The following is a 21792-nucleotide window of genomic DNA, read 5'->3' as shown; positions in this document are numbered from 1 at the left end:
CCGTTTCACACGGTGGGCGCCCCTTCCGTCATGTGGGACGTATGACACGGTGTTCGACTGCCGAAGGGCTCGTCGGGGGCATTCCCTTCTGGTTCAATAGGGATATGGCCATCATGAAGAACGACACCGCGACGGGTCGTCACGACCTCGAGCCGTTCTGGCCCTCCCGGCAGCACCACGACTTCGACCGGGTGTGTTGCCGCGCGATGAAGGCGTCGGCCCTCTAAAGCCCCGATCGGTACGGTCCGATCCACGGCCTTCGGCTGACGCGCATGACGACTGGCGTTCGACGCATGTCCGTCCCTTCTCGCGCGAAAGAGCTGAGTTCTCCATGGTGCACACCCAGATCGCTTCCACCGCTTCCCCTCTGACCGCCGTGCGGCCCGGCCGGCATCGGCTGCGGGCCGTCGATCCGAACGAGGTCGTCGACCTGTCGCAGGTGGCGAGCTTCCTGCCGCCGGGGGCGACGTTGGTGCCGGCGCCGCAGCACACGCTGCCGGCGCTGCCGGGAAGGCCTCCGATGGTCGGGTACCTGGTGCTCGTACCGGCCGACCAGCAGGCGCAGTTGCCGGTGGCACCGGTGCCGGGGCCGGGGGCCGCCGCGGGGGCGGAGGAGCAGGGGCCGGTGAGCATCGACGACGTGCAGCGGATCGCCCTCGTGGACGGGGAGGCGCTGGACCTGACGTACTTGGAGTTCGAGCTGCTCGCGCATCTGGTGGCGCATCCCCACCGGGTGCACACGCGGGACCAGTTGGTCACGACGGTGTGGGGGTACGGGCACGTCGGCGACGGTCGGACGGTCGACGTGCACGTGGCGCGGCTGCGGCGGAAGCTGGGGGCCGAGCACCGCCACACGATCCAGACCGTGCGGCGGGTCGGCTACAAGTACACGCCCTGATCAGGCGGTTCGGCCCGGGCGCGCCCTCACCTTCGCCACGGCGGCGAGGGTGAGGTCCACGGCGAGGAAGAGCAGCAGGCTGAGTCCGAGCAGCGGGACGAACCAGCCGACGACCGCCGTGGCGGCGGCGAGCGGCAGCAGGAGGGTCACCGGGACCTTCCGCCAGGCGCCGCGGGCCACCGGGCGGCCGGGACGGCGCAGCCACCACATGCGGTAGCCCCAGAGGATCAGCAGGATCAGGGCGAGCGCGAGGGCGGCCAGGGCGAGCTGGTTGAACAGGCCGAGGAAGACGCCGGTGTGGGCGTCGATGCCGATGCGGGTGAGCTTCGCGAGGAGCGGGTAGTCGGCGAAGGCGAGGCGGTCGAGAACCGCGCCGTCGGCCGGGTTCACGGCCACCGAGTCCAGCTGGAGCGGGAACTGGGTGTCGGTCTCCTTGACCACGTACCCCTTGCCCTCGGCGGGCAGGACGACCGAGATCCGCGGGCTGTCGATGCCCGCCGCGCGGGCCGCCGCGACCGCCTTGTCGAGGCCTATGTCCGTGCCCGCGGCAGGAGCGGCCGGGGTGTGGCCGGCGCCGTGGCCCTCGTGCTCGGAGGAGCCGCCGGCCGCGCCGCCGAGGGTGGCGGTGAGGGTGGGGGTCGCGCCGCCGAGGCCGTCCTGCACGGTGCCGATGTTCTCGCCCGCGTACCGCGACCAGGTCAGGCCGGTCGCGGAGAGCAGGACGAGGCCGGTCACCGCCCACAGGCCGACGGAGCCGTGCCAGGACAGGGTGCGGCGGCGGGACTTCGGGCCCCGCTCGGGCAGGACGAGCGCGCGGCGGTTGCGGCGGCGACGGCCGAGCCAGAGCAGCAGGCCGCCGAGTGCGATCACCCACAGCCAGCTCGCGGCGAGCTCGCTGTAGTTGCGGCCGAACTCGCCGAGGTGCAGGTCGCGGTGGAGCTCGTCCAGCCAGGTGCGCAGCGGGAGGGCTCCGGAGCTGCCGTAGCTGGGCAGCTGTCCGCGTACCTCACCGGTGTACGGGTCGACGAAGACGGCCGTCGAGGCGCCTTCGGGGGCGTCCGGGTCGGCCATCAGGACCCGGGTGGTCGCCCCGGGTTCGGCGCCGGGCCAGACGGCGGTGACGGTGCCGTTCGGGTTGGCGGCGCGGGCGGTCTCCACCTGCCGGCCGAGCGGCAGGGTCGTGTCGCCGACGGGGACCTCCAGCTCGTGCGCGTAGTACACCTTCTCGGCCTGGAAGGAGAGCGCGTAGAGCAGGCCGCTGACGGCGGCGACGAGGAGGAACGGGGCGACGAGGACGCCCGCGTAGAAGTGGAGGCGCATCACGAGGGGGCGCAGGGCGCTCCAGGTGCCGCCGGACGCGCGCGGCTCGGGAGCGGTTTCCGACGGTGGCGCCTCGGGGGCGTCCGGGCGTGCGGGATCGTGGACGGTCGTCATGGCGTGGCTGTCCTAGGAGTTCGTTGCAGACAGGGGAAAGGGACCCCCGGTCAGACGTGCGCTCCGAGGGTCGTGGCGCGGGGTGCGGACAGCCGGGGCGGGCCGCGCCGGGACAGGGTGTGCGCGAGGACGACGGTGTGCGGGCGGCGGGCGTTCCGGCGCTGCCGGCGGTGCGGCCGCCGCGGGGCGTCGGGCACGGCGACGCGCACGGTCAGTGGGCGCAGCGGGGTGAACGCGTACGCGAGCGCGGCTCCGGCGAGCGTGAGGAACGCGGCTTCGCCGTGGGCCAGCCAGAGGCCGCAGAGCAGTGCCGCGAGGAGGTGGACGGCGAGCATCCCGGCCCCGGAGGAGGCGGGCTGCGCGGTGACGGCGGCCGCAGCGTGGTCGGCCATGCCCGGCATCGCGTGCGCGTGGTCGGTCATCCCCGCCATCGCGTGCGCGTGGTCGGGCATCCCCGGTGGGGCGGTGGGGGGCGGGGGCGGGCCGGCTGCCGAGGGGTGGGCGGCGGCGGTCGAGAAGGTCAGGTGGAGGACGCCCTGGAGGACGAGGAGGGCGCCGGCGATCGTCGGGGTGTTCCGGTGGCGTCCGGCGGCGGCCCAGGCGACCGCGGTGGTGGCGGTGAAGGCGGCGAGGAGGGTGGAGGCCGGAAGGGAGTGCGCAGACATGGATGAATGCCCCACGGCTGCCAAAGTGACGCAGACCGCCGCGAAGAGTGCGGCTCGCAAGGCGCGCAGGGGCGACCGGGCATGCGTCATCGTCCGCCATGGTGTCATCCCGGCCGGATGGCCGGAAAGGCGGCCTCCGGCTCCGTTCCTCCCGTGGCGGAATCCTCCGGGAGCGGAACTCCCTCGCCCTGGCCCGCGCGGCCGGGCAGGCTTCGGATCATGAGACTGCTGATGCTCGGAGGTACGGAGTTCGTCGGCCGCGCGGTCGTCGAGGAGGCGCTGGGCCGGGGCTGGGAGGTGACGGTCTTCCACCGGGGTCGCCACACGCCTCCGGAGGGGGTCGTGTCGCTGATCGGGGACCGCACCGCGCCCGGGGGCCTGGCCGCCCTCGAAACGGGTTCCTGGGACGCCGTGGTGGACACCTGGTCCGCCGCGCCGTCGGTGGTGCGGGACGCGGCGCGGCTGCTCGCGGACCGGGTCGGGCGGTACGCGTACGTGTCGAGTCGGTCGGTGTACACGTGGCCCGCGGCGGCCGGACTCGCGGAGGACGGCCCGCTGGTGGAGGGCTCCCCCGACGACGGGGACGTGCCGTACGCGGAGGCCAAGCGGGGTGGCGAGCTGGCCGCCGAGGCCGCCTTCGGAGCGGAGCGGACCCTGTTCGTCCGGGCGGGGCTGATCCTCGGCCCGTACGAGAACGTGGGCCGGCTCCCGTGGTGGCTGGGCCGGATCGCGCGCGGCGGCCAGGTCCTGGCGCCGGGGCCGGACACCCTGCCGCTCCAGTACATCGACGCCCGCGATGTGGCCGTGTGGACGCTGGACGCGGTGGAGGCCGGGCTCTCGGGGCCGTACAACCTCATCTCGCCGGCCGGGCACGCGACCATGGGCGAGCTCCTCGACGCCTGCGTGCGCGTCACCGGCTCGGACGCCGTGCTGCGCTGGACCGCGCCGGACGCGGTGCTCGCGGCCGGGGTCGAGCCGTGGACGGAGCTGCCCGTGTGGGTGCCGCCGGGCGAGATGTACGACGCGATGCACGCCGCCGACGTCTCGCGGGCGGTGGCCGCCGGGCTGCGCTGCCGGCCGGTGGCGGAGACGGTCGCCGACACCTGGGCCTGGCTGCGGTCGATCGGCGGGACCGCGCCGCAGCGCCCCGACCGGCCGCCGGTCGGTCTCTCCCCCGAGCGGGAGGCGAAGGCCCTGGCCGAGCTGGGGGCGCCCGGGGAGTGAGGGAGGCGTTCGCGTCCGCCCGTACGGATCGCCATGATCTGCCTGTTTTCGGGCGATCCACTACGGTCGACACGAACGCGTACCGACCGGAGGAGCCGACGCCATGCCCGCCATCCCCGCCGCCTCCGTCGCCAACCTCCGTGACCTCGGCGGCCTGCCGCTCGGCGACGGGCGGGCGGTGCGGGCCGGCCGGGTCCTGCGCTCCGCGCAGCTCGACCGGCTCGATCCGGAGGAGCCTGCGGTGGCGGGCCTGGGCATCCGCACGGTCGTCGACCTGCGGACGGAGCGGGAGCGCGTGGAGCGCCCCGACCGGCTTCCGGCCGGTGCGCGGGCGCTCGTCGCGGACGTGCTCGCCGACCGTCTGGCCGGCAGTGGACTCCCGCCCGCCGCGCGGCTGAAGACGCTGCTCGCCGACCCGGCGCTGGCCGAGGAGCACCTGGGCGGGGGCCGGGTGCGGGAGGCGTTCGCGCGGACCTACCGGACCTTCGTGTCCGGGGACTCCGCCCGCGCCTCGTACCGCGCCCTGCTGGGCGAGCTGGGCACGCCGGGGGCCGGGCCGCTGCTGTTCCACTGCTCGGCGGGCAAGGACCGGACGGGCTGGGGGGCGACGGTGGTGCTGTCGCTGCTCGGCGCGGACGAGGAGACGGTGCGGGGCGAGTACCTGGCGGTGAATCCGGCGGTGCGGCAGGCGTTCGCGCCGATGATCGAGGGGTTCACGGCGCAGGGCGGCGACCCCCAGCTGGCCCTCGACCTGATCGGGGTGCTGCCCGAGTACCTGGACGCGGCGCTCGACGAAGTGGCGGTCCGGCACGGTTCGATGGAGGCGTACGTACGGGAGGGGCTCGGCGTCCCGGACGAGGTGACGGCGCTGATCCGGGAGCGGTTGACGGTCACCGCGGCCTGACTCCCGACCCGCGCGGCGCCCCCGCACGGTCCCGGCGGCGCCCGCGTGCCGTCCGCGGGCCGGGGTGACCATCGCAAGAATCGCTCGTTCTGCTGAACGTGAGCACCCAGGATCTCGTTCCCTCGCCCGTGGGCCCCGTCGACGTCGAGCAGGCCGAGGCCGCGCTCGTCGAGCGCTATCCGCGTCTCGTGCGCATCGCCTACCTCGTGTTGCCGCCGTCGCTGGGCCGCAACCGCCGGGTGCTGACCGCGCACGCGCTCGTCCAGCGCTCGCTGCCGCGCCGCCGCGTGCCGGGCCCCGCCTCCGTGCCCGGGCCGCGGCGGGCCGAGGACGCGGTCGATCCCGGGTACGCGTACGTACGGGGCGAGGTGCTCCGGCAGGCGCTCGTCGCCGGACTGCCGCTGCGGCGGCTCGCGCTGCCGCGCCGGGCGCAGTTCCCGCCGCTGCTCCCGCACGTGTGGGGCCTGCGGCTCTTCCCCCGGGTCGGCGGCGCCGACGAACTCGCCCTGGACCAGCACCTGTCCCGCCTCTCCGGCCCCGGCCGCGCGGCCTACGTCCTGCGCGGTCTGGAACGCCAGGGCGATCCCGAGGTCCTGCGCGTCCTCGCCTCGGTCGGCGTCGACGACCCCAAGGCCGCCCTGGCCGAGGCGGATGCCCTGGACGCGCTGGAGGCCCTGGACGCGCCGGACTCCGCGGCCGACGTCCCTGCCGGTCCTCCCGGGCCGACCGGAACCGTCACCCCCGGTGGATCCGGCGAGCGGGTCGGCGAACAGGCCGGCCCCGGACGGGGCCGCGGCCGGGACCGAACCGGCGGGCCTGGCGGGCACCAAGGGCACGCCGGGCCTGGCGGGCGCGGCGAGGGAAACCCACTCCGGGCGGGCCTCGACGGCGGAGCGGACCCGGACGCCGGCGGTGCGGGTCCCCACGGGGCCGGTGACACTGCTCCCTTCGGCGCCGGTGACACCGCTTCCTTCGGGGCCGGCGGTGCCGGCTCTCGCGGGTCCCGTGGCGTCGCCGGTGGTGCGGCGGCCGGGCCGTTCGGGGGCGGGCGGGGCGGGCGGGTGAGCGGGGCGGCGCTGCTGGAGTCGGACGAGTTCGATCCGTGCGCGCTGCAGGCGCGGCCGACGGATCTGATGCGGCGGCGGCAGCACGGGCGGGCGGCGCTGGTGGCGGTGGCGGCGCTGGCGGTCTGCGGGATGCTGCTGGGGCTGCCCGGGGACGGGTGGGGAAGAAACGGTGCTGCGGCACCGTCGTACGCGCGCAATCCGGCGGCCGAGGCGGCGCTCGACCCGGGGGCGGTGAAGCGGGTGGATCCGGCCGCGTGGCCGGGTTCGACGCGGCAGGACTTCTCGGTGTGGCCCGCGCGCGGTGGCCTGCTCGGGGACGGGGCGCTGGTGCGGCGGGCGCTCGCCGTGTGGGCGCGGCCCGGGCTCTCGGTGCGGTCGTCGGCGACGCCGGGGACGCCGGTGGGGCCGCCGATGGGGCCGCCGCAACTGCTGTTCGCGGGGGTGGTGGACGGGGCCCGGGTGGTGCTCTTCCACGACGGGCTGCGGGTGGTGCGCTACGCGGAGCCGATGCGGGAGGGGGCGGGGGCCGCGCTGGACTTCGCGCGGACGGACGGGGCCGACACGGTCGGTTCGGCGGCGCTCGTCCTGTCCAGGGCCTCGGGCAACGTCCGCTATCTGACGGCCCCCTGGGTGCGGGAGGCGGCGGTGCGCGATCTGCTGGCGCCCGCGAAGGAGCCGTGGCCGCTGGCCCGGGACACGTACGGGGTGACGGAGCCGGTGCCGAGTCCGGCGGAGGCGAAGGGCTGCGTCCGCTGGAACACCCTCCAGGTGCGGGACGGTTCGGGGGTGCGGCTCCTGTCGGACCTCGGCGAACTGGCGCCCGCGCGGCTCCTGTGGGGCCCGCCGGCGGCGCCGGTGGACGCGACGGGCCGCGAGGCGCGGGAGGCGTGGGCGCGGACGGCGTGCCAGCTGACGGCGGTGCGGGCGCACGGGGTGCGGTCGGTGAACGCCTGGCGGTTCGCGCGGCAGCAGCTGCCCGAGGGCGCCGGGCGGGGCACCTGGCTGTGCACGCGCGCGGAGACCTGGCGGGGTACGGGCGCCCGGGCCCTCGCCCAGTTCCTGGTCCCGTCGGCGAAGGTGCCGGCGGCGCTCGCGGCGCGTTCCGAGGGGTCGCCCGCGTGCGGGGTGCGGGATCCGCGGGTCCTGGCGGGCGTGTTGTGGCAGGCGCCGCGCGGCGGCTGGTACGTCCTCGCGGCGGGCAGTCCGGAGTTCACCGCCCTGGAGCTGTCGGGCGGGGTGAAGGGGCGTTCGGCCGGCCCGGTGCTCGCGGTGCGGGCGAAGGCGGGGGCTCGGGCGGATCTGGACGGGACGCTGGGGGACGGCACGCGGCGCGCCGCCCTGCGGTGACCCGGCCGTCCTGGGCGGAGCCCCGACCGAGGGCGCGCGCGGGCCGGGGCCGAGGGCACGCGCGCGAGTCGAGACCGTGGCAGGGGGCACGCGCGGGGCGGGGGCCGGAAAAAGGCGGTGCAGGGGCCTGTTGCCCGGACCTACCCCTCAGTACATTGACGTCATGTCTAATACGCAGCCTGCCCCGGTGGCGTCGGAACACGTCGAGCTCAAGGCCCGAAAGGTCTCCTTCGACTGGGAGGAGACCCCGCTCCACTGGGTCCCCGGCGACCCCTTCACCACGCACACCATCAACGTGCTGCACCTGCTGCTCCCGGCCGGTGAGCGCTGGTTCGTGCACGTCTACAAGCAGGTGCTGCCGTACGTCACCGACGACCGGCTGCGCGAGGACGTCATCGGCTTCATCGGCCAGGAGGCCGTCCACTCCCAGGCCCACGACGACGTCCTCCCCCACCTGCGGAAGCTGGGCCTCGACCCCACGCCGTACACCGCGCAGGTCGACTGGTTCTTCGAGAAGCTGCTCGGGGACCGGACGCTGCCGCCCGGCCGGCCGCGCCGCTGGTGGCTGATGGAGCGGGTCGCGATGATCGCCGCGATCGAGCACTACACCGCGTTCCTGGGCAACTGGGTGCTCAACGCCGACGAGCTCGACCGGGTCGGCGCCGACCCCGTGATGCTGGACCTGCTGCGCTGGCACGGGGCGGAGGAGGTCGAGCACCGCTCGGTCGCCTTCGAACTGTTCATGCACCTCGACGGCGGCTACCGGCGCCGCGCCCGCACCTGGGCGCTCGCCTTCTCCGCGCTGGTCTTCCTGTGGCAGCGGGGCATCCGCTTCTTCATGGAGAACGACCCGAGCCTGCTCGACCCGAAGGCCTCCTTCGCGGACTTCGTGCGCAGGGGCCGCAAGGGCGTGCTGCCCTCGGCCCCCGACATGCTGCGCTCCGTCCCCCGCTACCTCTCCCGCGCCTACCACCCCTCGCAGGAGGGCGACACCGCGCAGGCGATGGCCTACCTGGCCTCCTCCCCCGGCGCCAACGGAGGTCGCTGATGCCCCGGTTCACCACCGTCGTCCTGGCCGTGGGGGCCGCGCTGCTCGTCCGCCGCGCCGTCCGCAGCCGCATGTCCACGGCACCGCTCTGGCCGATGCCCGCCCTCGACGAGCCCGTCTCCGGGTACGGCCGGGGCAGCACCGTCCCCCGCAAGGTGCTCGTGACCGGCCGGGCCACGCCGGCCGAGGGGGTCGTCGAACTGCGCCTGGAGGGTGCGGGACTGCCCGGCTGGCAGCCCGGCGCGCACATCGACCTCGTCCTGCCATCGGGCCTCGTGCGGCAGTACTCGCTCTGCGGCGACCCGGCCGACGCCGGCGCGTACACGGTGGCGACCCGCCTCGTCGACGAGGGGCAGGGCGGCCGGGGCGGCTCGCGCGAGGTCCACGAGCAGCTCCACGAGGGCGTGGAGGTCGAGATCCGGGGACCCCGCAACCGCTTCCCGCTGGTCGACGCCCCCGCGTACGTCTTCGTCGCCGGCGGCATCGGCGTCACCCCGGTCCTGCCGATGGTGCGCGCCGCCGAGGCGGCCGGGGCGGACTGGCGGCTCGTGTACTGCGGGCGGAGCCGGGCCACCATGCCGTACCTGGAGGAGGTCGAGCGGTTCGGCACGGACCGCGTGACGGTCGTCGCCGAGGACGAGTCCGGCTTCCCCGACCTGGGTGTGCTCGGCGGGCTGCCCGAGGGGACCGTCGTCTACTGCTGCGGCCCCGACGGGCTGATGGACGCGGTGGCCGCGGCGATGCCGGAGGGCCGGGCGGCGCGCTTCGAGCGCTTCTCTGCGGCGGCCACGACCGGCGGCACGGCCTTCGAGGTCGAACTCCGCCGGTCCGGACGCACGTTGACGGTGGCGGCCGACCGGTCGGTCCTGGAGGCGGTCCGCGAGGAGCTGCCGGGGATCACGTACTCCTGCCGGCAGGGCTTCTGCGGGACCTGCCGGCAGCGGGTCCTGGAGGGCGAGATCGAGCACCGGGACGAGCTGCTCACGGATGCCGAGCGGGACGACTCGATGCTGATCTGCGTCTCGCGCTGCGCGGGGAAGCGGCTCGTCCTGGACCTCTGAGCGGGGTGCTACGGGAGGATCAGCCAGTCGAAGGCGAGCGCGGCGGCCAGGCCTCCCACCAGAAGCCATGTGGCCAGCCGCGTACGGCCGTTGCGGGAGAGTTCGATCACGACGCCGCACAGGATCATCGCGAGGCCGTACACGCCGACGACCAGGACGGACGTACGGCTCGCGAGGCGGATCACCAGGACCACGGCGAGGGTGACGAGCAGGACGGACGCGGCGGCGACGCGGAGTCGCCGCGCCTGCTTGGGGGTGAGGCCCTCTCCGGGGACCGCTTCGTCGCCGTCCTCGCCGTCCTCGTCGACCTCGTCGGCCTCTTCGTCTTCGGCGGACTCGTCGAGTGCGTCGGCCCGGTCCGCCTCGTCGGCCTCCTCGGCGGCGTCCTCGGCGATGTCGTCGACGTCGGCGTTCCCGCCGCTGTCGTCGACGTCGTCGGGCTCGGGGGCCTCGTCGGTCTCCGTGGCCTTGGCCGCCTTGGTGTCCTGGTCGGAAGCGCTCATGAAGCAGGAGCGTAACGGACCCCGTTAGGCTGTTCGTATGACGACCGGGGTACGCCGCAGGATGGGCGTCGAGGAGCGCAAGCAGCAGCTGATCGGGGTGGCACTCGAACTCTTCAGCCACCGCTCTCCCGACGAGGTGTCCATCGACGAGATCGCCGCGGCCGCGGGGATCTCGCGGCCGTTGGTCTACCACTACTTCCCCGGCAAGCAGAGCCTGTACGAGGCGGCGCTGCGGCGGGCGGCCGACGAGCTCGCGGCCCGGTTCGTGGAGCCCCCGCGGGGCCCGCTGGGGGCGCGACTGCTGCGGGTGATGGGTCGGTTCTTCGACTTCGTGGACGAGCACGGGCCGGGGTTCGCGGCGCTGATGCGGGGCGGCCCCGCGGTGGGTTCGTCGACGACGAACGCGATGATCGACGAGGTGCGGCAGGCCGCGTACGAGCAGATCCTCGCGCACCTGGAGGTCGAGAAGCCGTCGGCGCGCCTGGAGTTGGTCGTCCGGTCCTGGGTGTCGCTCGCCGAGTCGACGGCGCTGCTGTGGCTGGACGGCCGCCGCGTCCCGCGCGCGGAGCTGGAGTTGCAGCTCGTGCACGACTTCGCGGCGCTCGCCGCGGTGAGTGCCGCGTACGACCCGGACATGGCGGGGATCCTGGTCGGGATCCTGGCCGACGAGCCGGCCGACGGCCCCTTCGCGGACCTGGTGGCCCGGCTCGTCGCGCTGGTGCCCTCCGTCGGGGCGGCTCCGGTCGTGCCCGATCAGCGACTGCGGTAGGACGGGTCGAGGTCGCGGACCTCGACGATGAGGCGGACGGCTTCCGTCTCCTTGAGGTAGGTCGGCAGCAGTGCGAGGACGGCCTCCGAGAGCCGCGCCTTGAGCGCGTCCGGACGGCCGGGCAGCAGGCCGATCTCGACGTGCACGACGACGTCGTCGGCGGCCCCGTCGCCGACGACCAGTTCCTCGACCTCCCGGAAGCGGGTCTTGCAGGCCTCGACGGTGGTGTCGACGGTCTCGGCGACGAGCGGGTGCAGGGCGAGCGCGAAGCCGCGCCGGTCGAGGGGTGCGGAGTAGTCGACGATGATCTGCGGCATGAGGGTCACTCCAGGCCAGAGGGTTACGGATGTCGGATGACTGGCCACACCCTTACGGTGATCGCCATGACGACACAAGTGGCCTTCCGGCGGGCGGACGCACGCGACCTGGACGTTCTGGTGGGGCTGTTCGACGGGGTGGCGCGCTGGATGGTGCGGAACGGGATCGACCAGTGGAAACCGGGCGGGAAGGGCGCGGAGCACTTCCGGGCGCGGATCGCCGGGGGCGAGGTGTGGCTGGCGTCCCACGGGGACCGGGTGGTCGGCGCGTACGAGCTGTGGTGGGAGGACCCGGAGGTCTGGGGGCCGCAGCCGCCGGTGGCGGGGTACGTGCACCGGCTGATGACCGACCGGGAGGCGGCGCCCGCGGGCGCGGGACGGGAGCTGCTCGCGCACGCGGAGGAGCGGATCGCGGCCTCGGGACGGACGCTGGCCCGGCTGGACTGCGAGGCGCGCAACCCGCGCCTGGGGACGTACTACGAGGGCGCCGGGTACGCGGCCGTCGGCCCGCACCTGGAGAAGGTCGGCGCCGACGGCCGCCGGTACGCGGTGACGCTGATGGAGAAGGCCCTGGCGTGACGGGAGTGTCACGCCAGGGCCCTGGTCGGCCGGAGGTCAGCTCGCGGCCTTGAACACCGCCACCGAGCGCGCCGGGACCGTGAAGGCGCCCGAGGCGGTCTCGTAGGAGGCGGACTTCACGACGGTGTCGGATCCGGCGGCCTGGACGGGGTGCAGGGCGTAGCCCTTGCCGGCCAGGTCGGCGACCTTCTGCGTGGTGCTCCGCGGGGTCGCGTTGAGGACGACGACGAGGTCGCCGAGGCGCATGGTGATCACGCCCGGGGTCTCGTCGGTGCCGGAGAGCGGGAAGCTCAGGGCCGACTGGACCTGTCCGGCCGTGGCCAGCGAGAACACCGGCTCGGTGGTGCGGATCTCCTGCAGGTCCCGGTAGGCGGCGGAGGTGCCGTCGATCTGCTCGCAGCCGACCGTCAGGGCCGGGTTCACGAGCAGCGGCTTGCCGTAGGACCACTTGGCCTTGTTGTCGGCGGCCGGCGGCAGGCCGCGGCCGAAGCCGTTGCCGTCGCGGCAGTCCCAGTGGATGGCGTTGAACCAGTCGCCGCTGTCGAAGGAGTTGCGGTCGAGGGACTTGGAGCGCAGCAGGTCCGAGCCGGCCTGGGAGAGCGCCGGTCCCTGCGAGAGGGTGGCCGTCGCCATGGCGAGGACCTGCATGCGGGCGCGGTCGGCCGGGGAGGTGCCCGCCGGGAGCTTGAACGCGAGCGCGTCGTACAGGCTCTCGTTGTCGTGGGCGTCGACGTAGGCGAGGGCGTCGCCGGGTGCGGCGGCGTAGCCGGCCGGGGCGCCGTTGTAGTCGACGTCGGAGCCCTTGACCGTGCGCCCGGAGGTGTCGGTGAAGGTGTAGGCGGCGAGGTTGCCGCTCAGGCCGACCTTGATGAGGTCCTGGTAGTGCAGGAGGCGGGCCTTCTGCTGCTCCGGGGTGCCGTTGGCGGTGGAGGTGTTGGGGTCGGTGTAGAGGCCGGAGGCGAAGCCCTGGATGCCGGGGTCCCCGTCGAAGGGGCCGCCGCCGCGGACGGCGTCGCGGGCCCGGTCGGAGAAGGTGGCGATGCCGGTGCCGGCCATGTTCCGCTGGGTGGCCTGGACGAAGCGGGCGTCGTCGGCGACCTCGCCGAAGTTCCAGCCCTCGCCGTAGAGGACGATCGCCTTGCCGTCGACGCCGTCCTTCTCGACGGTCAGGGCGTCGAGGGCCTTGCGGACGGCGAGGATGTTCTCCTTCGGGTGGTGGCCCATGAGGTCGAAGCGGAAGCCGTCCACCTTGTAGTCGCGCGCCCAGGTGACGACCGAGTCGACGACGAGCTTGCCCATCATGGCGTTCTCGGTGGCGGTGTTGGCGCAGCAGGTGGAGGTGGCGACGGAGCCGTCGGCCTGGAGGCGCTGGTAGTAGCCGGGCACGATCTTGTCGAGGACGGACTTGTCGGACTGTCCGGCGGCGACGGTGTGGTTGTAGACGACGTCCATGACCGTGCGCAGGCCGTCGCCGTTGAGGGCCTGGACCATCTGCCGGAACTCGACCGTGCGGCGGGTGCCTTCGGGGTCGGTGGCGTAGGAGCCCTCGGGGACGGTGTAGTGCAGCGGGTCGTAGCCCCAGTTGTAGGCGTCCTTCGCCGCTGCGGCGGTGACGCAGGCCTGCTGCTCCTCGGAGTCGGGGGCGTAGACCTTCAGGTCGCAGGCGGGTTCGGTCCGGTCCGACTTCTTCTCGGGGACGGTGCCGAGGTCGAAGGCGGGCAGGAGGTGGACGTAGGAGGTGCCGGAGGCGGCGAGGGCCTTGAGGTGCCGCGAGCCCTTGCTGTCCTTGTCGGTGAAGGCGAGGTAGGTGCCGCGGTGGTCGGCCTTCGCCGTGGTGTCCGCGACGGAGAAGTCGCGGATGTGGAGTTCCTGGATCTGGGCGTCCCGCAGCGGGACGGCTGCGGGCTTCCTCAGGTCCCGCCAGCCCTGGGGGGCGAGCTTCGGGTCGGTGAGGTCGACGGCGAGGCTGCGGGCGGAGTCGGTGGTGAGGGCGGTGGAGTAGGGGTCGGTGACCTTGTTGACGACGACCTCGCGGACGCTCGGGGCCCAGACCTTCACCACGTACCGGTACGGCTTCCCCGTCCAGGACTTCGGGCCGGTGGCGGACCAGACGCCGGAGGTGTCGTCGCGCCGCATGGGCACGGTCTTTCCGTCGAGTTCGAGGGCCACGGTCTGCGCGGTGGGGGCCCAGAGGGAGAGGGTGGTGCGGCCGCCGGTGAAGACCGGGCCGAGGTGCGCCTTCGTGGCCTCGGCCGCGTAGAGGTCGTCGAGGACGCCGGCGGTCTGGACGCCGGTGGCGGCGAGGAGGGCGCCGTTGGCGGCGCGCTGGGTGGCGATCAGCTGGCCGCGCAGGGAGGCGCGGACGCGGTCGGCGTCACGCGGGTCGACGGTGAAGGCCGGGTACGCCGCGAGGTGCGGGTACTTCGCCTTCTGGGCGTCGCTGAGGGAGGAGGGGGTGAGCCGGAGCCACTGGCCCTCGGTGTTCAGGGCGCCGTCGGTGACGGTGAGGCCGCCGTCCTTCGCGTACACCAGCTGCTGGCTGGTGGCGTCGGTGGGCTTGACCTTCCAGACGACGGTGTTCCGGTCGATCCACTGGGCCTCGGACGTGCCGAGGTCGAGGGCGGGGGCGCCGCCGACGGTCGGGAGCAGGTACTTCTGCTGTGCGGAGAGCGCCCAGATCTCGTGGCCGTAGGTGGCGAGGTCGAGGGACTGGTCGGTGGGCAGGTCCTTCTGGTCGCCCTTGTGGAGGATGTACGAGAGGGAGGTGGCTCCGTCGGTGAGGGGCACCTCGTACACCGCGCCGTACGCGTCGAAGCGCACCGGCATGAGCGGCTTGGACCAGTCGGTGGGCTGGGCGGCGCCGGTCCAGGTGTGCAGGCCCCAGCCGTCGTAGTTCCCGTCGGGCCGCTGGTAGTGGATGACGGCCTTGGTCTTGTCCGGGGTGGCGGGGGCCGGGTTCGTGTCCGACTGGCCGTCGGCGCCCTGCGTGATCCAGACCTCGCCGGTCCGGCCGAGGTTGATGCTGCGCTGCGGGCCGTCGGCGGCGCCGTCCTTCTCGACGGTGTAGGCGACGGTGGAGGCGCCTTCGGGGACCTTGACCCAGGCGAAGGCGCCGTGGGCGTCGCGGCCGGTGAACGCGGCCTCCTGGCCGGCGGCCTTCAGCTTCCAGCCGTCGTAGTTCCCGTCCTCGCGGCGGTAGTGGACGACGGCGTGGGTCCGGTCGACGGCGACCGGCTTCTCGGGCGCCGGGGGCGCTCCGGCCGTGGTGGCGGCGGTGGCGGCGGCGGTGCGTCCGGCGGAGTCGACGACGACGGCCTTGTAGCGCAGGGCGGTGCCGGCGGGGGCGGTCACGTGCTGGGTGACCTTGTAGGGGGCGTGGTCGGCGGTGCCGAGGGTCTGCCAGCGGCCGTTGCCGACCTGGGCGGCGAAGACGACCCGGTTCAGCTGTCCGCCGGTGACGTCGGCGGTGAGCTCGACGGTGCCGGTGGCTCCGGCGGCCGGTGCCTTGAGGCCCACGGCCGGCTCGGCGGCGGGGGCGGGGAGGGCCTTGTCCGCCTTGAGGACCAGGGAGGAGAGGGCCGGGACGGTGACGGTGATCTTGCCGTCCTGCGCGGCGACCGCGCCCTGACCCCCGTACAGGGCACGGAAGTTCGCGGAGTCGACGGGGAGGGTGACGGTCTTCGCGGTGGTGGCGCCGTTGGTGGCGACGAGGTACTCGGTGCGCGTCCTGGCGTCGGTGCGGGAGAAGGCGTAGACGGAGCCTTCGGCGTACCGCTCCTGCTGGACGCCGTCGCGGAGGGCCGGGTTCTCTCGGGTGAGCTTCGAGAGCGCGGCGATCGACCGGTACACCGGGTGGGTGGTGTCGTAGGCGTCGGTGGCGTGGGTGCGGTCGGTGCCGATCTGGTCGTCGTCGAGGTAGTCGGCGGTCTGGGAGGCGAAGAGGGGCTGGCGGGCGTCCTTGTCGCCGCCGGCGCCGGTGAAGCCCTGCTCGTCGCCGGAGTAGATCACCGGGTTGCCGCGGGTGAGGAACATCAGCTCGTTGGCGAGCCGGCTGCGGTCGAGGAGTTCGGCGTCGGTGGCGTTCGGGTTGTCCTGCTTGAGGAAGGTGCCGAACCGGCCCATGTCGTGGTTGCCGAGGAAGGTGACCTGCTCGTAGGCGTTGGCCTTGTCGGTGGTGTAGCGGTAGTCCTCGGCGAAGACCTTGGCGAGCCGGTCGGCGCCGGCGCCCTGGGAGGCGAAGGCGCGGGCCGCGTCCTGGAAGGGGAAGTCGAGGGTGGCGTCGAGCCGGCCGCGGGTGACGTAGGGGGCGGTGACGGTGGTGTCGGCGGAGTAGACCTCGCCGAACATGAAGAAGTCCTCGCGGCCCTGCTTCCGGGCGTACGCGTCGAGGGCGGTGGCCCACTGGGTCCAGAAGTCCAGGTCGACGTGTTTGACGGTGTCGATGCGGAAGCCGTCGATGTCGAAGTCGCGGACCCACTTCTCGTAGATCCTCTTCATGCCCTCGACGACCTCGGGGCGCTCGGTCCACAGGTCGTCGAGGCCGACGAAGTCGCCGTACTCGGCGGACTCGCCGACCCAGGTGGAGTCGCCCCGGTTGTGGTACATCGTCGGGTCGTTGAGCCAGGACGGGACCTTGGTGTTCGCCTTCTCGACGGGGGTGTACGGGAAGGAGTCGGCGTCGACCCCGCCGATCGCGGTCCGGTCGTCGAAGGGGCGGCCGTCCTTGTCGAGGTACGGGTAGGCACCCTTGGGGCGGTAGCCGTACTTCTGCTCGGCGTAGTCGACGGTGTCGGCGGTGTGGTTGGCGATGACGTCGAAGAAGACCTTCATGCCCTTGGCGTGGGCGGCGGCGATCAGCTTCTCCAGGTCCTCGTTGGTCCCGAAGTGCGGGTCGACCTGGGTGAAGTCGGTGATCCAGTAGCCGTGGTAGCCGGCCGACGCGTCCTTGCCGGTGCCCTGCACGGGCCGGTTCTTGAAGATGGGCGCCATCCAGATGGCGGTGGTGCCGAGGCCCTTGATGTAGTCGAGGCGCCGGGTGAGGCCCTTGAGGTCGCCGCCCTGGTAGAAGCCCTTGTCGGTGGGGTCGAAGCCGGTCTGCGTACGGCTGCCGGTGAGGCCGCCCCGGTCGTTGGAGGCGTCGCCGTTGGCGAAGCGGTCCGGCAGGACGAAGTAGAACTGCTCGCGGGTGAGGTCCTGGCGGGACGGCTGGGCCGCGAGCGAGCGGTCGGACGGCGGGGCGGGGGGCCGGGGCGCGGCGGCGGCGGGGACGGCGGGCACGAGGGCCGCGCACAGGGCGGCTGCCAGTGCGACCGCCGTTCTCTTGCGTGTCACGGGGGTGCTCCCTGGAGGTACGGGAAGAGAGGGCCGCCCCGGCGGGGCGGCCCTGGTGCGTGCGGGGAGGCTCAGCTGCGGAAGGTGTCGTTCAGGACGACCTGGCCCGAGGCGGGGACGGTCGCGGTGCGGTTGGCGCCGGACTCCCAGGTGACGTTGCCGGCCGCGTCCTTGCGGACGTACTTGTACTCGAAGGACGTTCCGGCGGGCAGGGAGACCGTCAGCTTCCACACGGGGTAGGCGGCCGGGTCGAGCTTGAGGGCGGAGGCCGGGGCCCAGTTGCCGAGCTCGGCGCGGTTGCCGGTGACGTAGATGTTCTGGCCGACGACCGTGGTGGCGTTGACGTTGAACGACGCGCCCGCGGTGGCGGGCGGCGGGGTCGTCGGCGGCGTGGTGGGGGTGGTCCCGCCGCAGTTGGTGGCGTTCACGTGCAGGGCGACCGCGGTGTCGGCGGCGAGGGTGGCCGTGAACTGGCCGGAGGCGTTGACCGTCACGGCCGTGTTGCTCTGCACGTCGCAGTAGGCGCCGGCGGGCAGGGAGGTCTGGAAGGTGCGGGTGAGCGCCGAGGACTCGTGGTTGATCGCCACGTAGGCCTTGGAGCCGCGGCCGAACGCGATGGCGTTGCCGCCGTTGTCCCACCAGCCGGTGACGGCCTGGCCGCGCGCGGTGTTGCGGAAGGCGACCATGGAGGAGATCTCGCGCCAGGCGTGCTGGCACTTCCAGCCGTCGGTGTAACAGGCGTTCACCTGGCCGCCGTTGGGCGGGCCGGCGTCCTTGTCGGTCCACTCGTAGCCGGAGTGGACGTCCGGGGAGCCGTAGGGCCAGGCGAGCATGAAGACGGAGGCGAGGGTGTAGTCGGCGCCGTCCTTGTAGGACAGGGTGTCGCCGCCGCGCTCGGTGTCGTGGTTGTCGACGAAGACGCCGGACTGGGCGGAGGGCATGTAGCCCCAGGCCTCGCCGAAGTTCTTGAGGTAGGAGAGCTTCTCGTTCTGCAGGACGCGCTTGAGGTCGCGGGCGTAGCGGAACTCCTGGACGTCGCCGGTGCCGAGGTACTCGCTCGGGGAGACGGCCTCGCCGGCGCCGTGGATGGCCTCCTGCTTCCAGTAGGCGTTCGGGTTCGTCAGCCGGGACTTGATGTTGGCGAGGTCGGCGGCCGGCATGTGCTTGGCGGCGTCGATGCGGAGTCCGTCGACGCCGAGCGAGAGGAGGTCGTTGAGGTAGCCGGCTATCTTGCCGCGGACGTAGTCCTCGCCCGTGTCGAGGTCGGGGAGCTGGACCAGTTCGCAGTTCTGGACGTTGGCGCGGTCCTGGTAGTTGGTGATCGAGGAGCGGCAGTCGTCCATGTCGGAGCCGGAGTAGAGGCCCGGGTAGTCGTACTTGGAGAACGGGGTCCCGCCCGTTCCCGTACCGGAGCCGTTCGCCATGTGGTTGACGACGGAGTCGGCGACGACCTTCACACCGGCCGCGTGGCAGGTGTCGATCATGCTCTTGAAGGCGGTGCGGTCGCCGAGGCGTCCGGCGATCTTGTAGCTGACCGGCTGGTACGAGGTCCACCACTGGCCGCCCTGGAGGTGTTCCTGGGGCGGGGAGACCTGGACGTATCCGTATCCGGCGGGGCCGAGGCGGTCGGTGCACTCACGGGCCACCGAGGCGAAGTTCCATTCGAACATCACCGCGGTGACGTCCTTCTCGCCGGGCGGGGTGGCCTGCGCCGGGGCGTTTCCCGTGACGGCCACAGCGGCAGCTCCCGCCACGAGGGCGAGTGCAGCGGCCACGGTTCTTCTGGCCATGCTTCCTCCTGTACGACATCAGTGTCGCAAGAAGTTGCCGAAAACTTCAGCAACTGTTTTCAGCCGTGACCGTACGAGTGCCCCGGCGCCCGGTCAACCCTCCGGACACCACTGCGCAAGTTGTTACGAAAGGCCTTGCAGACCCCTGGGAGGCTGCGCCGTGGAGCCGCGCACCACCAGCTCCGGCTGGAACACGAACTCCGTGCGCTGCACCGGATTTCCCTCGATCTCCTCCAGGAGCGCGCCGACGGCGGCCGTCGCCATCGCCTGCACCGGCTGGCGCACGGTGGACAGCGGCGGGCTGGTGAAGGCGATCAGCGGGGAGTCGTCGAAGCCCACGACGGAGACGTCGTCGGGCACTTCGAGCCCCCGGGCGCGGACCGCGCGGATCACGCCGAGCGCCATCAGGTCGGAGGCGCAGACGATGCCCGTGCACCCCTCGCGCAGCAGGATCTCGGCGGCCGCGTGGCCGCCCTCGACGCCGAAGAGCGTGGGCCTGATGAACCGTTCGGCGTCCGCCCGCTCGACGCCGAGGAGCTCGTACAGCTCGGCGGCGAAGCCCTCGGCCTTGCGGCGCGAGGGCACGTAGCGGGTGGGGCCGATGGCGAGCCCGATCCTCTCGTGCCCCAGCTCGACCAGGTGCCGGACGGCCATCCGGGCCGCGGCCCGGTCGTCGGGCGAGACGAAGTTGGCGTCGATGTGCTCGTTGTAGCCGTTGATGAGGACGTACGGCACGCCCCGGGCGCTCAGCCGCGCGTAGCGGGCCGGGTCGGCGGTGGCGTCCGCGTGCAGCCCGGAGAGGAAGACGATGCCGGCCACCCCGCGCTCCACGAGCTGCTCGACGAGCTCGTCCTCGGTGGCGCCGCCGGGCATCTGGGTGCAGAGCACCGGCGTGTAGCCGTGCCCGGCGAGGACCTGTTCGACGACCTGCGCGAAGGCCGGGAAGATCGGGTTGGTCAGCTCGGGCACCACGAGCCCGACGAGGCCCGCGCTGCGGCGTTTGAGCCGTACGGGACGCTCGTAGCCGAGCACGTCGAGCGCCGCGAGCACCTTGTGCCGGGTCGCGCCGGCCACCCCCGCCTTGCCGTTGAGGACGCGGCTGACGGTGGCCTCGCTGACGCCGGACTGGGCCGCGATGTCCGCGAGCCGCGGGGCGCCGTTCCCGGCACCCCGCGGCAGGGGGATCGTCACACCGCCCACCAGACGGTGGTGTCGGCGGGCACTTCCGCCTCGTCGTCGACGATCCGGACGTCCTCGTTGGAGAGGAGGTACCGGCCGGGCAGCGGGACGGAGATGGCCCGGCCGGTGGTGTTGGCGGTGCAGACGAAGCCGTCGCGGCGGAAGGAGAGCACACCCTCGGGTGCCTCCAGCCACTCGACGTCCTCGCCCGCACCGAGTTCGGGGCGCTCGCGGCGCACGGCGAGCGCGCTGCGGTACAGCTCCAGGGTGGAGCCGGGGTCGCCGGTCTGCGCCTCGACGCTCAGCCCGCCCCAGGTGGCGGGCTGCGGCAGCCAGGAGCCGCCGGCGCCGAAGCCGTACGAGGAGCCCTCGGCGGTCCACGGGATCGGCACCCGGCAGCCGTCGCGGAAGCCGTCCTGGCCGCTGGCGCGCCAGAAGGACGGGTCCTGGCGGACCTCGTCGGGCAGGTCGGTGACGTCGGGCAGGCCGAGCTCCTCGCCCTGGTAGACGTACGCCGAGCCGGGCAGCGCCAGCATCAGCAGGGTCGCGGCGCGGGCGCGGCGCAGGCCGAGTTCGCGGTCGCCGGCCTCGCGGAGCTGGGTGCCGAGGCCCGCCGGGTTGGCGAAGCGGGTGGCGTGCCGGGTGACGTCGTGGTTGGACAGCACCCAGGTGGTGGGGGCGCCGACCGGGCGCATCGCGTCGAGCGAGGCGTCGATGACCGCGCGGAGCTCCGCCGCGTCCCAGTGGGTGCCCAGGTACTGGAAGTTGAAGGCCTGGTGCATCTCGTCGGGGCGCACGTAGTTCGCGGTGCGGTCGACGGTCGGGGTCCACGCCTCGGCGACGAGGACGCGCTCCCCGTCGTACTCGGCGAGGACCTTGCGCCAGGTGCGGTAGATCTCGTGGACGCCGTCCTGGTCGAAGAAGGGCATGACGTCGTTGCCGAGCAGCTTGAGCTGGTCGTGGGCGCCGATGTCGGGCAGACCCGGGGCCTTGACCAGGCCGTGGGCGACGTCGACTCGGAAGCCGTCGACGCCCATGTCGAGCCAGAAGCGCAGGATGGAGCGGAACTCGTCGCGGACGGCCGGGTGCTCCCAGTTGAAGTCGGGCTGCTCCGGGGCGAAGAGGTGGAGGTACCACTCGCCGGGGGTGCCGTCCGCGTTCTCCGTGCGGGTCCAGGCCGGGCCGCCGAAGATGGACTCCCAGTCGTTCGGCGGGAGTTCGCCGTTCTCGCCCTGGCCGGCACGGAAGTGGTAGCGCTCGCGCAGCGGAGAACCGGGGCCCTCGCGCAGCGCCCGCTGGAACCACTCGTGCTGGTCGGAGGAGTGGTTGGGCACCAGGTCGACGATGATCCGCAGGCCCAGTTCGTGGGCCTCGCGGATCACCGCGTCGGCGTCGAGGAGCGAGCCGAACATCGGGTCGATGGCCCGGTAGTCGGCGACGTCGTAGCCGGCGTCGGCCTGCGGCGAGGCGTAGAACGGGGAGAGCCAGACGGCGTCGACGCCCAGTTCCTTGAGGTACGGCAGCCGGCTGCGGACGCCCTCCAGGTCACCCATGCCGTCACCGTTGCCGTCGGCGAAGCTGCGCGGGTAGACCTGGTAGATCACGGCGTCTCTCCACCAGCCCGTGTGCGTGCCGGTGGTGGGGGCGTCGGCCGGGGTGGCGAGATGCTGGGTCAT

General features: G+C 73.4%; 17 protein-coding genes. 9 read left to right on the top strand and 8 right to left on the bottom strand.

Translation table 11 applies throughout. The features are described from left to right. Positions 1–41: 41 nt before the first annotated feature. Together ACFCY7_RS03095 and ACFCY7_RS03090 are read left to right on the top strand one after the other, a co-directional pair. Positions 42–227: a hypothetical protein gene (locus tag ACFCY7_RS03095; RefSeq protein WP_376480803.1), complete on the top strand. Its 186-nt coding sequence runs from the start codon at positions 42–44 to the stop codon at positions 225–227. A 104-nt stretch (positions 228–331) separates the two neighbouring features. After that, positions 332–898: a winged helix-turn-helix domain-containing protein gene (locus ACFCY7_RS03090; protein WP_376480793.1), complete on the top strand. Its 567-nt coding sequence runs from the start codon at positions 332–334 to the stop codon at positions 896–898. Here the strand turns inward: ACFCY7_RS03090 and ACFCY7_RS03085 are convergent, their stop codons facing one another. Together ACFCY7_RS03085 and ACFCY7_RS03080 are read right to left on the bottom strand one after the other, a co-directional pair. Further along, positions 899–2332: a PepSY-associated TM helix domain-containing protein gene (locus ACFCY7_RS03085; protein WP_376480791.1), complete on the bottom strand. Its 1434-nt coding sequence runs from the start codon at positions 2330–2332 to the stop codon at positions 899–901. It abuts the gene before it with no gap. Positions 2333–2382: 50 nt separating this feature from the next. Continuing rightward, the gene (locus tag ACFCY7_RS03080; protein WP_376480789.1) at positions 2383–2997 is read right to left on the bottom strand and encodes a hypothetical protein; all 615 of its coding nucleotides are present in this window, start codon (positions 2995–2997) and stop codon (positions 2383–2385) included. A 219-nt stretch (positions 2998–3216) separates the two neighbouring features. On the opposite strand from ACFCY7_RS03080, the gene ACFCY7_RS03075 reads away from it, so the two are divergent. The 5 genes from ACFCY7_RS03075 to ACFCY7_RS03055 all read left to right on the top strand — a co-directional run bounded on the left by ACFCY7_RS03075 (position 3217) and on the right by ACFCY7_RS03055 (position 9648). Continuing rightward, positions 3217–4221, top strand: coding sequence for an NAD-dependent epimerase/dehydratase family protein (locus tag ACFCY7_RS03075; protein ID WP_376480787.1), 1005 nt, complete (start codon positions 3217–3219; stop codon positions 4219–4221). Between the two features lie 103 nt (positions 4222–4324). Continuing rightward, positions 4325–5125: a tyrosine-protein phosphatase gene (locus ACFCY7_RS03070; RefSeq protein ID WP_376480785.1), complete on the top strand. Its 801-nt coding sequence runs from the start codon at positions 4325–4327 to the stop codon at positions 5123–5125. A gap of 98 nt (positions 5126–5223) precedes the next feature. Next, a complete protein-coding gene (locus ACFCY7_RS03065) occupies positions 5224–7539 on the top strand; it encodes a hypothetical protein (RefSeq protein ID WP_376480783.1) in 2316 nt (771 codons plus the stop codon). Between the two features lie 163 nt (positions 7540–7702). Then, a complete protein-coding gene (locus ACFCY7_RS03060; RefSeq protein ID WP_376480781.1) occupies positions 7703–8587 on the top strand; it encodes a metal-dependent hydrolase in 885 nt (294 codons plus the stop codon). After that, the gene (locus ACFCY7_RS03055; RefSeq protein WP_376480779.1) at positions 8587–9648 is read left to right on the top strand and encodes a PDR/VanB family oxidoreductase; all 1062 of its coding nucleotides are present in this window, start codon (positions 8587–8589) and stop codon (positions 9646–9648) included. The genes ACFCY7_RS03060 and ACFCY7_RS03055 overlap by 1 nt, the downstream gene beginning before the upstream one ends. Positions 9649–9656: 8 nt before the next feature. On the opposite strand, the gene ACFCY7_RS03050 is transcribed toward ACFCY7_RS03055, so the two are convergent. Continuing rightward, positions 9657–10151: a hypothetical protein gene (locus ACFCY7_RS03050; protein WP_376480777.1), complete on the bottom strand. Its 495-nt coding sequence runs from the start codon at positions 10149–10151 to the stop codon at positions 9657–9659. A gap of 37 nt (positions 10152–10188) precedes the next feature. Between ACFCY7_RS03050 and ACFCY7_RS03045 the strand changes: the two genes are divergently transcribed. Then, the gene (locus ACFCY7_RS03045; protein WP_376480775.1) at positions 10189–10920 is read left to right on the top strand and encodes a TetR/AcrR family transcriptional regulator; all 732 of its coding nucleotides are present in this window, start codon (positions 10189–10191) and stop codon (positions 10918–10920) included. Here ACFCY7_RS03045 and ACFCY7_RS03040 read toward each other — a convergent pair. Next, entirely contained in the window at positions 10905–11237 is a 333-nt protein-coding gene (locus ACFCY7_RS03040) for a 5-carboxymethyl-2-hydroxymuconate Delta-isomerase (RefSeq protein WP_376480773.1), read from the bottom strand. The two genes, ACFCY7_RS03045 and ACFCY7_RS03040, sit on opposite strands and share 16 nt — an antisense overlap. 66 nt (positions 11238–11303) lie before the next feature. On the opposite strand from ACFCY7_RS03040, the gene ACFCY7_RS03035 reads away from it, so the two are divergent. After that, positions 11304–11816: a GNAT family N-acetyltransferase gene (locus ACFCY7_RS03035; RefSeq protein WP_376480771.1), complete on the top strand. Its 513-nt coding sequence runs from the start codon at positions 11304–11306 to the stop codon at positions 11814–11816. 36 nt (positions 11817–11852) lie between these two features. Here ACFCY7_RS03035 and pulA read toward each other — a convergent pair whose 3' ends face one another. The 4 genes from pulA to ACFCY7_RS03015 form a co-directional block, all read right to left on the bottom strand. Continuing rightward, positions 11853–17147 (bottom strand): pullulanase-type alpha-1,6-glucosidase, encoded by a 5295-nt coding sequence (pulA, locus tag ACFCY7_RS03030; RefSeq protein WP_376480769.1) that lies wholly within the window; start codon positions 17145–17147, stop codon positions 11853–11855. Positions 17148–17218: 71 nt separating this feature from the next. Continuing rightward, a complete protein-coding gene (locus ACFCY7_RS03025; protein ID WP_376480767.1) occupies positions 17219–18937 on the bottom strand; it encodes a carbohydrate-binding module family 20 domain-containing protein in 1719 nt (572 codons plus the stop codon). A 123-nt stretch (positions 18938–19060) separates the two neighbouring features. Beyond that, complete coding sequence (locus ACFCY7_RS03020) at positions 19061–20137, bottom strand: LacI family DNA-binding transcriptional regulator (RefSeq protein ID WP_376480765.1); 1077 nt, start codon at positions 20135–20137, stop codon at positions 19061–19063. Next, a complete protein-coding gene (locus ACFCY7_RS03015) occupies positions 20125–21792 on the bottom strand; it encodes an alpha-amylase family glycosyl hydrolase (RefSeq protein ID WP_376480763.1) in 1668 nt (555 codons plus the stop codon). Before ACFCY7_RS03015 ends, ACFCY7_RS03020 begins: the two co-directional genes overlap by 13 nt.

This window comes from Streptomyces sp. NPDC056361 (assembly GCF_042262805.1).
Lineage (GTDB): Bacteria > Actinomycetota > Actinomycetes > Streptomycetales > Streptomycetaceae > Streptomyces.
Note: the sequence above shows the minus strand (reverse complement) of the source record. Positions and strands in the feature narration are given on the sequence as shown.